Here is a 12,027-nt window from a genome sequence, read left to right as displayed (position 1 = left end):
AGCGGTGACCGACCAGCGCACCGCCGCACCGGTCAGCCCGGTGCGGATCGCCGTGGTCCAGCTCGATCCGCGGGTCGGGGTGGAGCGGCTCAAGGCCAACGCCGAGCACGCGGTGGAGGCCGCGGGCCGCGCCGTCGCGCAGGGGGCGGACGTCGTCGTGCTCCCCGAGCTCGCCACGACCGGCTACTCGTTCGAGAACCGGGCCGAGGCGTACGCGCACGCCGAGCCCGTGCCGGACGGCGACACCGTCCGGATGTGGGAGGCGTTCGCGGCCGAGCACGGCGTGCACGTCGTCGCCGGCCTGGCCGAGCGGGACGGGGTGCGCCTCTACGACACGGCGGTCCTCGTCGGCCCGGACGGCTACGTCGGCCGCTACCGCAAGACCCACCTCTGGTACCGCGAGAAGCTGTGGTTCACCCCCGGTGACGAGGGCTTCCCCGTGTTCGAGACGCCGATCGGCCGGATCGGCCTGCTGATCTGCTGGGACATCTGGTTCCCCGAGGTGCCGCGGCTGCTCGCCCAACAGGGCGCCGACCTGATCTGCAGCGTGAACAACTGGGTGTGGACCCCGCCGCCGCTGTTCGACGCGAGCGGCCGCCCGATGGCCGCCTACCTCACGATGACCGCCGCGCACGTCAACAACGTCTTCATCGCCGCGGCCGACCGGGTCGGCGTGGAGCGCGGCGCGAAGTTCCTCGGCTGCTCGCTGGTGGCCGGGACGAACGGCTGGCCGGTCGGGGAGGTCGCGAGCGCGGAGGACGAGCAGATCCTCCACGCCGACGTCGACCTCGCCACCGCGCGCAGCGCCCCCGTGTGGAACGAGCTCAACGACCTGCTGCGCGACCGGCGCACCGACCTCTACGACGCGCTGCTCGGCTACCGCGGCGGATCGGTGTTCCCCCGGTGAGCGGCGTGCAGGCGGTGGCGTGGACCGCGCGCCCGGTCGGCCCGTGGGCCGTCGCCGCGGTGGTGGCGGCGGTCGTCGTGGCCGCGGTGTGGGGCATCCCGCCCGCGCCGGCGGACAGCCCGGGGTTCGCGGCGTGGCTCGGCTCGTACGACCGGGTCCCGTCGTTCCTCACCTGGGTGCTCGCCGACGCCACCGACGCCCAGTTCCACCGCAGCGCGCTCGGGGCCGCGCTGATGCTCGCCGGGGCGGGCGTGGCGCACCGGGCGTACCGGCGGGGGCGGCGCTGGCGCGGCTTCGACGTCGGCTGCGGCAGCGGCCTGTGGCCGTGGCTCACCGCGAGCGCCCTGCTCGGCGTGCTCGCCGCCCACCTGCTGTGGGGGTGGGTCGTTCCGGTGACCGGGTCGTGGCAGCCGCTGTTCGTCGCGTTCGTCTCCGTCGCCCCGGCCGTCGTGCTCTGCTACGGCCCCGGCTGGCCCGTCGCGCTGACCGGCGCCGCGCTCGGGGCGGGCGTCGCCACCCCGATCGCGCTGCTGGTGCACAACGCGGTGTGCGTGCCGCTCGGGCTGTCCTCGCTGGTCGCTGCGACCACCGGCATGTGGGCCGGCGGCCTCGCCGGGTTCGCGGTCTGCAGGCGGCTGCCGTGGCTGCCGCCGTTCGCGCTCGCGCCGCGGCCGGAGCGGGACGAGGCGGCGGTGGCCGCGGCCGAACGCGCGCAGGGCGCCGGCTGGGGGCTGCGGCGGATGCTCGCCGACTTCACCGAGGCGCCGTTCCACGGCAACGAGCTCGCCGGGGCGGGCCTGCTCGCCGGGCTCCTGATCGGCTACCTGCTCGACCCGTCGCTCGCGGTCTACGGCACCGGCCTGCTGCCGCAGGTGCTCGCCGCGCAGCTGCTCACGGCCGCCCTCTCGGTGGCGCTGTGGCGGCGCCAGTGGGCCCGCAGGGGCTGGTACCCCACGTTCATCCCGATCGTGTCGGTCGCTCCCGCGGCCGTGCTCGCCGCGGGCGGCAGCGCCACGTCGGTGATCGCGGGAGCCGTCGCGGGGGCCGTCGTCGCGCCGCCGCTCGGCGCCGCGCTGGGGGCGCGCGTGCCCGCGCACTGCCACCCGTACGTGGGCTACGTCATGGCGATGACGCTGTGCGGGCTCACGATCGTCCCGCTGATCGGGGTGCTGGCGTGACGGCCGGGCTGGTGGAGCTCGCCGAGCGGGTGCGCGAGCGCCGGGTGAGCTCGGTCGAACTCGTCGAGCGCGCCCTGCACGCGATCGGCGCGCGCAACGCGGAACTGGGCGCGTTCGTGCACGTCGACGCGGCCGGGGCGCTCGCCGCCGCCCGGGCCGCGGCCACCGAGCTCGCGGCCGGGCGGTACCGCGGGCCGCTGCACGGCGTGCCGATCGCGGTGAAGGACAACATCGACGTCGCCTGCCTGCCGTGCGAGGTCGGGTCGGCCCACCTGCGCGGGCGGGTCCCCGACCGCGACGCGGCCGTCGTGGCCACCCTGCGGGATCTGGGTGCCGTCGTGATCGGGAAGACGGCGACCCACCAGTTCGCCTACGGCCCCACCGGCGACCGCACCGGCGGGCCGCCCGCCCGCAACCCGGCCGACCCCGGCCGGATCACCGGTGGCTCCAGCGGTGGCAGCGCGGCCGCGGTCGCCGCCGGCATGGTGCCGCTCGCGCTGGGCACCGACACGGGAGGCTCGGTCCGCATCCCCGCTGCGCTGTGCGGGGTGGCCGGCTTCAAGCCGGCGTTCGACGCGCTCCCGACGGACGGGGTGTTCCCGCTCGCGGTCTCGCTCGACCACGTCGGGGTCCTCGCGGCGACCGCGGCCGACTGCGCCGCCGCCTACGGCGCGCTCGTCGGGCGGGCGGTCGGGGACGCGCCCACCGCCCGCGTCGGCTGGCTCGACCCGGCGCCGTTCGCCCGCACCGCCGAGGCGGTGGCCGCCGTGGCGCGCGCCGCGCTGCCCGGGCCGGTCCGGCCGCTCACCGCCCCGTGGGCGCAGGCCGCGATCGAGGCCTTCACCGCGATCCAGAGCTTCGAGGCCGTGTCCGTGCACGCGGAGCGGCTCGACCGCTCCCCGGAGCTGTTCGACCCCGAGGTGCGCGACCGCTTGCGCGCGGCCGCCCGCACGTCCGAGCGCGACCACGCGCGCGCCGTCGAGGCCCGCGATGCGCTGCGCCCACGGGTCGAGGAGCTCTTCGCGGACCTCGACGTGCTCGCGACGCCCACGACCGCCGTCGTCGCACCACCGCTCGACCAGCGCACCGTCGACGTCGACGGCACGCCCACCCCGGTGCGGGCCGCCCTGCTCGGGCTGACCTGCACCTGGAACCTCTTCGGCCTGCCGGCCCTCACCGTCCCGGCGGGCCGCGCCGACGGCCTGCCCGTCGGGCTCCAGCTCGTCTGCCGCCCCGGCGACGAGGCACTGCTCTTCACCACGGCCCGCCGCCTGGCCGGCCCGCGATAAGGAGGACCCCCGATGCCCGTCGACTTCCTCGACCTCGACGACTTCGTGCTGGAGGGCGGGGCGACGTTGCGGCCGGCCCGGCTGGCCTACCGCACCTACGGCACCCTCGACGAACGGGGCGCCAACGCGATCCTCTACCCGACCGCGTACGCCGACCGGCACCCGAACAACGAGTGGCTGATCGGCCCCGGCGCCCCGCTCGACACCGACCGCTACTTCGTGGTGGTGCCGAACCTGTTCGGCAACGGCCTGTCCTCCTCGCCGTCGAACACGCCCGCCCCGTACGACGGCCCGCACTTCCCCCGCGTGACCGTGCGCGACAACGTCGCGGCGCAGCGGCGGCTCGTCGAGCACCTCGGCATCACGCGCCTGGCGCTCGTCACCGGCTGGTCGATGGGCGCCGCGCAGACCTACCAGTGGGCGGTCAGCCACCCCGACCTGGTGGAGCGGGCCCTGCCGTTCTGCGGGTCGCCGCGCACCTCGCCGCACAACAAGGTGTTCATCGAGGGCCTGCGCGCGGCGCTCACCGCCGACGCGGCGTTCGCCGCCGGACGCTACGACCGGTCCCCGACGACCGGGCTGCGCGCGTTCGCCCGCGTCTACGCCGGGTGGGGCTTCTCCCAGGCGTTCTACTGGCACGAGCAGTGGCGCGACCTCGGCTTCTCCTCGCTCGAGGACTTCATCGCGAACTGGTGGGAGGCCACGTTCCTCGGCCATGACGCCAACGACCTGCTCGCGATGCTCGACACCTGGCAGGCGGCCGACGTCGGCGGCACGCCGGGGCACGGCGGCAGCCTCGAGTCGGCGCTCGGTGCGATCGAGGCGCCGGTGCTGTCGCTGCCCGCGGAGAAGGACCTCTACTTCCCGCCGGAGGACGAACGGTGGGCGTCGGGGTACATCCGGCGCGGGGAGGTGCGGGTGATCCCGGGCATCTGGGGGCACCTCGCGGGCCGGGGCGCGAACCCGAAGGACAACGACGTCATCGGGGATGCGATCCGGGAGCTCCTGGCGCGCCCGGCCTGAGACCTCCCCGTTCGAGGCCAGCGAGTTGCCCGCGACCTTCTTAGGGTTGCGGGATGGCCACCGACGAGACCGCCGCGCCCGCGCCCGCCACCGAGAAGCTGCGCCGCGGCATCACCGGCCTGCTGCTGTTCGCGTTCATCCTCGGCGACGTGCTCGGCGCCGGCATCTACGCGCTCATGGGCGTGCTCGCCGGCGAGGTCGGCGGGATGCTGTGGGCCCCGCTGGCGGTCGCCCTGCTGCTCGCGCTGCTGACCGCCGGGTCGTACGCGGAGCTCGTCACGAAGTACCCGCGGGCGGGCGGCGCCGCCGTGTTCGCCGAGCGGGCGTTCAAGTCACCGGTGGTGTCGTTCCTCGTCGGGTTCAGCATGCTCGCCGCGGGCGTCGTCAGCGCCGCCGGGCTCGCCCTCGCGTTCGCGGGCGACTACTTCGCCACCTTCGTCGACCTGCCGCCGATCCCGGTGGCCATGGCGTTCCTCGTGCTCGTCGGTGCGCTGAACGCCCGCGGCATCCGGGAGTCGATGGGCGCGAACCTCGTCATGACCGCGGTCGAACTGAGCGGCCTCGTGATCGTGGTCGCGGTCGTCGCGGCGATGCTGGCCTCCGGCGGTGGCGAGCCGTCCCGGGTCGCGGAGCTGCCGGAGGGCGCGGGCCTCGCCACCGCCGTGCTCGGCGGCGCGATCGTCGCCTACTACTCGTTCGTCGGGTTCGAGACCTCGGCCAACGTCATCGAGGAGGTCCGCAACCCCAGCAGGGACTACCCGCGGGCGCTGTTCGCGTCGCTCGTCACGGCCGGCGTCGTGTACGTGCTCGTCGGCCTCGCCAGCGCGATCGCGCTGCCCGCGTCCGAGCTGGTCGAGTCGAGCGGCCCGCTGCTCGACGTCGTCGAGGCCAGCGGCGTCGCGGTGCCGTCGTGGCTGTTCAGCCTCATCGCGCTGGTCGCGGTGGCGAACGGCGCGCTGCTGACGATGATCATGTCCAGCCGGCTCGCCTACGGCATGGCCGACCAGGGGCTGCTGCCCGACGTGCTCGCCGTGGTGCTGCCGAACCGGCGCACCCCGTGGGTGGCGATCGCGGCGACCACGGTCGTGGCCGTGCTCCTCACGCTCGTCGGCGACCTCGGGACCCTCGCCGAGACCGTCGTGCTGCTGCTTTGATCGTGTTCATCAGCGCGAACGCGTCGGTGCTCGTGCTGCGCCGCGACGAGGTGGAGCACGACCACTTCCGCGTCTGGACGTTCGTGCCCGTGCTGGGCGTCGCGTCCTGCGTCCTGCTGCTCACCCAGCAGGAGCCGCTCGTGTGGCTGTTCGCGGCGGCCCTGCTCGCCGTCGGCGTGGTGCTGTTCTTCCTGGCGCGGTGGGGGCGCAGGCGCGCCGAGCGCGCCTGAGACGGATGCGCCCCCGGGGCGCGCCTGTCAGGGGAGGGGCGGCGGTGTGTGCTCCTGCGCGGCGAGCTGCTCGGGCGAGAGGTCGAAGTTCACCGACGAGTACTCGCGCAGCTTCGTGAGCCGGTGGTAGCCCTCGATCATGCGCACCGTGCCCGACTTGGAGCGCATGACGATCGACTGCGTGGTGCAGCCGCCCGCCCAGTAGCGCACGCCCTGCAGCAGGTCGCCGTCGGTGACGCCGGTGGCGCAGAAGAACACGTTGTCCCCGGACACGAGGTCGTCGGTGGTGAGCACCTCGTCCAGGTCGTGCCCCGCGGCCTTGGCCTTCTCCCGCTCCTCGTCGTCGCGCGGCCACAGCCTGCCCTGGATGGCGCCGCCCATGCACTTCAGCGCCGCGGCGCTGATGATGCCCTCCGGGGTGCCGCCGATGCCGATGAGCAGGTCGATGCCCGTGTTCGGGCGGGCCGCGGAGATCGCGCCGCCCACGTCGCCGTCGGTGATGAACTGGATGCGCGCCCCGGTCGCGCGGATCTCCTTGACGATCGTCTCGTGGCGGGGCCGGTCGAGCACGCACACCGTGACGTCGGCGACGTCGAGGTGCTTGGCGCGCGCGACGCGGCGGATGTTCTCCCCGATCGGGGCGGTGATGTCGATGACGTCGGCCGCCTCGGGGCCGACGGCGAGCTTCTCCATGTAGAAGACCGCGGACGGGTCGAACATCGCGCCGCGCTCGGCGACCGCGAGCACCGACACCGCGCCCGGCATGCCCTTCGACATGAGCGTGGTCCCGTCGATCGGGTCCACCGCCACGTCGCACTCGGGGCCGGTGCCGTCGCCGACGTGCTCGCCGTTGTACAGCATGGGCGCCTCGTCCTTCTCGCCCTCGCCGATCACGACGACGCCCCGCATGGACACGGTGCCGATGAGCTGGCGCATCGCGTCCACCGCTGCGCCGTCGCCCCCGTTCTTGTCGCCGCGCCCCACCCAGCGGCCCGCGGCCATCGCCGCGGCCTCGGTGACCCGCACGAGCTCCATGGCCAGGTTGCGGTCGGGTGCCTCGCGGCGGCTCTCGCGCGGTCTCACCACACCCTCGGATGTCGTCATTACGCCCTCCTTCCCCCGCGGCACCGGCGGCGCGGGCCGTCTCGAACCCGATCCTCGCAGATGCGCGCGGGGTACGACGTGGTGTCGAAGGGCACAGCAGCGGTGGGCAGGGGGCCGTGGTGCACGATGGGACGGTGAGCTCCCAACCCAGCCCACCGGCGAAGCCACCGCGATCCGCGCTCACCATGCGCGACATGGTCGGTGCGCTCGTCGTGCTCGCGCTGGTGGTCCTCGGCGCGGCGGGGCTCTCGGGTTCGTGCACGTTCGCGCCGACGGGGCCCACCGTCGACCCATCCCGGCTGCCGGTCGTCGACGTCCCCGCCGAGCTCACCCGGCTCGCGCCGGACTCGACGTTCCCGTTGCGCGTCCCCGCGGTCCCCGAGGGCTGGCGGGCCAACGCGGTGGACCGCGCGTCGCTGCCCGAGGGCGGCCGCGTGGTGAGCGCCGGGTTCCTCACCCCCGACGGGCGCTACCTGCGCCTCCAGCAGGGCGACGCCACCGAGGAGGCGATGCTGCACGCGGAGGTGGGAGACGGGCCGGTGGCCGCGCGGGGACCGGTCGACGTCGACGGCCAGCGGTGGGTGGCCTACGACGGCCGACGCGGCGAACCGATCTGGACCACCGAGGTCGACGGGGTGCGCATGCTCCTCACCGGCAGCGGGAGCGAGGCGGACTTCCGCACGCTCGCCGGCGCCGCCGTGCGCGGGGAGGTCCTCGCACCGAACCGGTGAGGCCGGCCGCTCAGCCCGCCTCGCACGCCGCCGCGAGGGTGGCGCCCAGGACGGGGGCGAACTTGAACAGGTTCTCCCCGTGCACCGCGACCACGCGGCCGGCCCGGTGCAGGTCGTACCCGTCGCCGAGACCCGGCGTCGGCGTGCAGTAGACGGTTTCGACGATCCGCGGCTCCACGGCGAGGTGCTCGCGGGCGTAGCCCAGCACCGCCTCCCGGGCGGCCGCGGTGGCGGCGTCCCGCCCGACCTCCCACGCCGTGGCGGCCGGGTCGAGGTGGGCGCCGACGGCCCACCGCCCTGGCCCCCCGGCGTGCTGGTAGGTGCCCAGCCCGGTGGCGGGCAGGTCGATCCAGCTCCGCCACCGCACGCTCGCGTCGACCGGGAACGTGAACCGGGCGTGGTGCTCGAGCGCGGCGGGCAGCGCGATCCCCACCTCCGCGGCCAGCGCCGGCGTGCCCGCCCCGGCCGCCAGCACGACCGCGTCGAACCGGGCGGGCCCGCTGCGGGTCCACACGTGCCCGTCCGCCTCGACCGCGTCGACGGGTTCGTGGCGCAGCGCCCGCGCGGTGGCCCCCACGAGGTGCTCGCGCACCGCGTCGACGTCGACGACCCCGCCGGAGGGGTCGAGCAGCGCCTCCTCCGGCGGCCGGTGGGCCGGCAACAGGAGCCGCTGCGGCTCGACGGGCGTCTCGACCGGCACGCCGGCCGCGGCCATGGCCCGCGCCCACTCCACCACGTCCGCCCCGCTGATCACGCACCCGGACGGGACGATCATGGGGCGCCCCGCGCGCTCGGCCCAGCGGTCGAAGCCGGCGCGCGCGTCGACCGCCCGCGCCACCAGCTCCGGGTCGCGGTGGGCGTAGCGGAAGATCCGCGACGACCCGACCGAGCGCTCCGCCATCGGCGCGTCGGCGCGCTCGAAGCAGACCACGTCGGCCCCGCGCTCCAGCAGGGCCGCGGTGGTCGCGAGCCCCACCACGCCGGCCCCGACCACGGCCACCCGCAAGCCCGCCACCGCTACAGGTACTCCCCGTCGCTGCGATCGTCGGGCCCGGTGGTCGGGAACGGCGCGAACCGGAAGCGGAGGCCGCCCGCGCTCGAGGTGAACGCGTCGGTGTCGGCGTCGCCGCGACCGTGCTTCTCGAGGGTGACGACCCCGCTCGCGTTGATCGCGTCCAGCCGTGCGAGCAGCCGGGCCAGCGCGGTGGCGGCGCCCTCGGGCGGGAACGCGGTCTGGGCCAGGGTGCGGTGCAACGCCGTGACGTTCCAGCCGTCGCGGAACCCGCTGCCGACGGAGGTGGTCAGCACGACGTCGAGCAGCCAATGCGACGGCGTGTCGCCCACGCCCGCCGTCGAATGGGCCTCGATGCCGATGACCTGGTCGGCCCGCACCAGCCCGTCCGAATGGGTCTGCACCCACACGTTCGACAGGCCCACCGCACTCACCTCGCTCGCTCCCGAAGCGGACGTCAGGGACGAGTCTGGCCGATCGCGGCCGCGGTGTCGCCGGTGTGCGCCCGTCCGGTCGTCGCCCGAGCCCGCAACGCGCGCCTGCGCACGACCACCGCGGCGATCACCGACGCGGACGCGAGCACGGGCAAGGGGAACCCCACGACGGCGCCGACGGCGATGTCGACGAGGGGGCCGATCACGGCTACGGCGAACAGCCCGGCGGGCGCGGTCGGGAGCCGGGTCGCGCGCCCGTTCCCGCGCCGCTTCGCCCAGCGGGTGCGCGGCCACGGCTTGACGACCGACAGCCACGCCTGGAAACCCAGCGCGCTCGCCATCGCGATCGTGCCGCCGATGAGGGCGGGCCCCGGCGCGGCGGTGGCGGCGGTCTGGTCGAGCGCGTCCGAGAGCAGGAAGATCCCGGCGTAGAGCTGGACCAGCGTGATGGCGAACTTGGTCAGCACCCACCAGTGCTGGGCGAGCCCCCACGCCGTGCCGAGGGACAGCACGATCCCGGTGGACGCCGAGGCGTTGGCCAACGGGGCGAGCAGGTCGGCGTCGAGGACGTGCGCCATCGCCGTCGCCGCCGCGGCGTCCTGCGGGTGCGTGACGGCGTGGACGAGCAGCGCCACCAGGGAGAGCGCCAGCGCCATCCAGCCGATGGACGACACGGCGTGCAGCCACACCGTCAGCTGGCGCCAGGTTCGATCGTTTCCGGGCACGACCGCGATCCTGCCGCCCGGGGCGGGCGCCGTGATCGGGGATCGACCCCGACCCGACCCTGGTCGTCGGCCTCGGGGTCAGTCGGACGACCCGGCCTCGCCCAGCACCTTCTGCACCCGTTCCCGGGCGCCCGCGAGCTGCTCCTCGCAGCGGCGGGCGAGCGCCTCCCCGCGCTCCCACAGCGCCACGGACTCGTCCAGGCCGAGGCCGCCCGCCTCGAGGGCGCGGACCACCTCGGCGAGCTCGTCGCGGGCCTGCTCGTAGCCCAGCTCGTCGACGGGTCGTTCGGTCATGTCGTGCTCGCCTTCGTCCTCGTCGTACCAGCGCCGTCCCGCACCGCGTCCGGTTCGCCCACGGTGGCGCCGACCGCGCCGTCGCAGACCCGGATCCGCAGCCGGTCACCCGGCGCGACCTCGTCGACCGACCGCAGCACCGGCAGCGGGCCCGCGCCGTCCGTGACCCGCTGGACGATCGCGTAGCCGCGGGCGAGGGTGGCGGCCGGGCCGAGCGCGGCCAGCCGGGCGCGGACGTGCTCGAGGTCGTGGGTGCGCCGCTCCAGCCCGCGCTCGATGCACGCGCGCGCCGCGGCGCGCAGCCGCTCGACCTCCTCGGCGCGGGCGTCGATGGCGCGCAGCGGCTCGGCCAGCACCGGGCGGTTGCGCAACGCCGAGAGGAGCCGTTCCTCCCGGTCCACCCAGCCCGCGAGGGCTCGGCGGGCGCGGTTGCGCAGCTCGGCGATGCGAGCGGTCTCCTCCGCGATGTCCGGCACCAGCCTGCGGCCCGCCTCCGTGGGGGTGGAGCAGCGCACGTCGGCCACGTGGTCGACCAGCGGGGTGTCGGGCTCGTGCCCGATCGCCGAGACCACCGGGGTGCGGCAGTCGGCGACCGCGCGGCAGAGCGTCTCGTCGGAGAACGGCAGCAGGTCCTCGACGCTGCCGCCGCCGCGCGCCAGCACGATGACGTCGACCTCGGGGTCGCGGTCGAGCGCCCCCAGCGCGTCGACGATCTGCGGCACCGCGAGCGGTCCCTGCACCGCCACCGGCTCGATCCGGAACCGGACCGCGGGCCAGCGGGCCTGGGCGTTCGTGACGACGTCGCGCTCGGCGGCCGACGCGCGCCCGGTGATCAGCCCGATGCAGCGGGGGAGGAACGGGGGGCGGCGCTTGCGGGCCGGGTCGAACAGGCCCTCCGCCGCGAGCAGCCTGCGCAGCCGCTCGATGCGCGCGAGCAGCTCCCCGATCCCGACGGCGCGGATGTCGTCGACGCGCAGCGACAGCGTGCCGCGGCCGAGGAAGAACGACGGCTTGCCGTGCACCACGACCCGGTTGCCCTCCGCCACCGCGGGACCGGCGTCGCGGACCAGCCCGATCGGGGCGGTGAGCTGCAGCGACACGTCCGCAGCCGGGTCGCGCAGCACGAGGAACGCCGTGCCCGTGCCTGCCCGGGCCGTGACCTGGGCGAGCTGGCCCTCGACCCACACCGCGCCGAGGCGGTCGACCCACTCGGCGATCTTGCGGGCCACCGTGCGCACCGGCCACGGCTGCTCCGGTGAGGTCGGGGAGCCGCTCACCCTTCGGTGACCGTGGTGATCCGGTTGGAGAGCATCGTGACGTACGGGGCGCGGTTGGCGTGCGTGGTCTCCCACTCGAGCAGCGCCCGGAGCTCGTCGACGCTCAGGCGGCGCAGCCGCCCGCGCAGCTGCGGGATCGTGAGCTCCTGGTAGTTCGGCAGCACGTTCGGCCCGGTGGCCTCGTCGTCGGCGGAGTCGGTGCGCTCGCCTGCGTCACCCGCCGTGTCGCCCGCCGGCTCACCCGAGGTGTCGCCGGCCGCGGCCGACGCGGTGGCCGCAGCCGCCGTCTCCACCGCGGTGTCGGCCTGCGGCTCCGGGTCCCGGTGCGGGCGCAGCTCGGTGACCGCGCCGTTGCCCGACGCGGGCGTCTCGTCCTCGTCGTCGAACGTCGCCCAGCTCGGCCGCTCCTCGACCGGCCGCAGCGTGCTCAAGGCCTGGTCGCCCTTGATCGCCAGCTCGGTGACCTTCTGCTGCACGCGCATGGACGCCTGCAGGGCCTGGCTGACGGCGGTGACCGGCAGCTCGACCACGAGGCGCGGCAGCTCCCTGGCCTGTTCCACGGCGGACACGACGAGGCCGGCGGCGACACGGACCGGCAGCGGCAGCGGACTCATACCCACAGTCTCCCCCGCAGCGGCGCCGGAACAACCCGGGGCCCGCCGCGGGAAG

The 12,027-nt window shown here is 75.5% G+C and carries 14 protein-coding genes; 7 read left to right on the top strand and 7 right to left on the bottom strand.

What is annotated here, in order from left to right; genetic code table 11:
- The first annotated feature begins 4 nt into the window (after positions 1–4).
- From VKZ81_RS22710 to VKZ81_RS22685, 6 genes are read left to right on the top strand one after another with little or no spacing between them, the layout of a single operon-like run.
- Positions 5–907, top strand: coding sequence for a nitrilase family protein (locus VKZ81_RS22710; RefSeq protein ID WP_324243670.1), 903 nt, complete (start codon positions 5–7; stop codon positions 905–907).
- Entirely contained in the window at positions 904–2,085 is a 1,182-nt protein-coding gene (locus VKZ81_RS22705; RefSeq protein ID WP_324243669.1) for a hypothetical protein, read from the top strand. The genes VKZ81_RS22710 and VKZ81_RS22705 overlap by 4 nt, the downstream gene beginning before the upstream one ends.
- On the top strand, positions 2,082–3,374 hold the full coding sequence (locus VKZ81_RS22700) for an amidase (RefSeq protein ID WP_324243668.1): 1,293 nt from the start codon (positions 2,082–2,084) through the stop codon (positions 3,372–3,374). Before VKZ81_RS22705 ends, VKZ81_RS22700 begins: the two co-directional genes overlap by 4 nt.
- Before the next feature lie 12 nt (positions 3,375–3,386).
- Positions 3,387–4,397, top strand: a complete 1,011-nt coding sequence (locus VKZ81_RS22695; RefSeq protein ID WP_324243667.1) for an alpha/beta fold hydrolase — start codon at positions 3,387–3,389, stop codon at positions 4,395–4,397.
- A 53-nt stretch (positions 4,398–4,450) separates the two neighbouring features.
- The gene (locus VKZ81_RS22690) at positions 4,451–5,551 is read left to right on the top strand and encodes an APC family permease (protein WP_324243666.1); all 1,101 of its coding nucleotides are present in this window, start codon (positions 4,451–4,453) and stop codon (positions 5,549–5,551) included.
- Positions 5,552–5,553: 2 nt separating this feature from the next.
- The gene (locus tag VKZ81_RS22685) at positions 5,554–5,781 is read left to right on the top strand and encodes a hypothetical protein (RefSeq protein ID WP_324243665.1); all 228 of its coding nucleotides are present in this window, start codon (positions 5,554–5,556) and stop codon (positions 5,779–5,781) included.
- Positions 5,782–5,808: 27 nt separating this feature from the next.
- On the opposite strand, the gene glpX is transcribed toward VKZ81_RS22685, so the two are convergent.
- Positions 5,809–6,885 (bottom strand): class II fructose-bisphosphatase, encoded by a 1,077-nt coding sequence (gene glpX / locus VKZ81_RS22680; protein WP_324243664.1) that lies wholly within the window; start codon positions 6,883–6,885, stop codon positions 5,809–5,811.
- 134 nt (positions 6,886–7,019) lie between these two features.
- Here glpX and VKZ81_RS22675 point away from each other — a divergent pair, with 134 nt between their 5' ends.
- Entirely contained in the window at positions 7,020–7,616 is a 597-nt protein-coding gene (locus tag VKZ81_RS22675; protein WP_324243663.1) for a DUF4245 domain-containing protein, read from the top strand.
- Positions 7,617–7,626: 10 nt separating this feature from the next.
- Here VKZ81_RS22675 and VKZ81_RS22670 read toward each other — a convergent pair whose 3' ends face one another.
- The 6 genes from VKZ81_RS22670 to VKZ81_RS22645 form a co-directional block, all read right to left on the bottom strand.
- The gene (locus VKZ81_RS22670) at positions 7,627–8,631 is read right to left on the bottom strand and encodes an FAD-dependent oxidoreductase (protein WP_324243662.1); all 1,005 of its coding nucleotides are present in this window, start codon (positions 8,629–8,631) and stop codon (positions 7,627–7,629) included.
- Positions 8,632–8,633: 2 nt separating this feature from the next.
- Positions 8,634–9,053 carry a hypothetical protein gene (locus VKZ81_RS22665; RefSeq protein ID WP_324243661.1) on the bottom strand — a complete coding sequence of 140 codons (420 nt, stop codon included), beginning with the start codon at positions 9,051–9,053 and terminating at the stop codon, positions 8,634–8,636.
- A gap of 32 nt (positions 9,054–9,085) precedes the next feature.
- The gene (locus VKZ81_RS22660) at positions 9,086–9,787 is read right to left on the bottom strand and encodes a hypothetical protein (protein ID WP_324243660.1); all 702 of its coding nucleotides are present in this window, start codon (positions 9,785–9,787) and stop codon (positions 9,086–9,088) included.
- Positions 9,788–9,865: 78 nt separating this feature from the next.
- Positions 9,866–10,081, bottom strand: a complete 216-nt coding sequence (locus VKZ81_RS22655) for an exodeoxyribonuclease VII small subunit (RefSeq protein ID WP_324243659.1) — start codon at positions 10,079–10,081, stop codon at positions 9,866–9,868.
- Positions 10,078–11,358, bottom strand: a complete 1,281-nt coding sequence (gene xseA, locus VKZ81_RS22650; RefSeq protein ID WP_324243658.1) for an exodeoxyribonuclease VII large subunit — start codon at positions 11,356–11,358, stop codon at positions 10,078–10,080. The genes VKZ81_RS22655 and xseA overlap by 4 nt, the downstream gene beginning before the upstream one ends.
- Positions 11,355–11,972, bottom strand: a complete 618-nt coding sequence (locus VKZ81_RS22645; protein ID WP_324243657.1) for a lipid droplet-associated protein — start codon at positions 11,970–11,972, stop codon at positions 11,355–11,357. The genes xseA and VKZ81_RS22645 overlap by 4 nt, the downstream gene beginning before the upstream one ends.
- Positions 11,973–12,027: the final 55 nt, after the last annotated feature.

The sequence above is a fragment of the Pseudonocardia sp. genome (genome assembly GCF_035305885.1).
GTDB lineage: Bacteria > Actinomycetota > Actinomycetes > Mycobacteriales > Pseudonocardiaceae > Pseudonocardia.
This window is presented reverse-complemented; position numbering and strand designations above follow the sequence as displayed.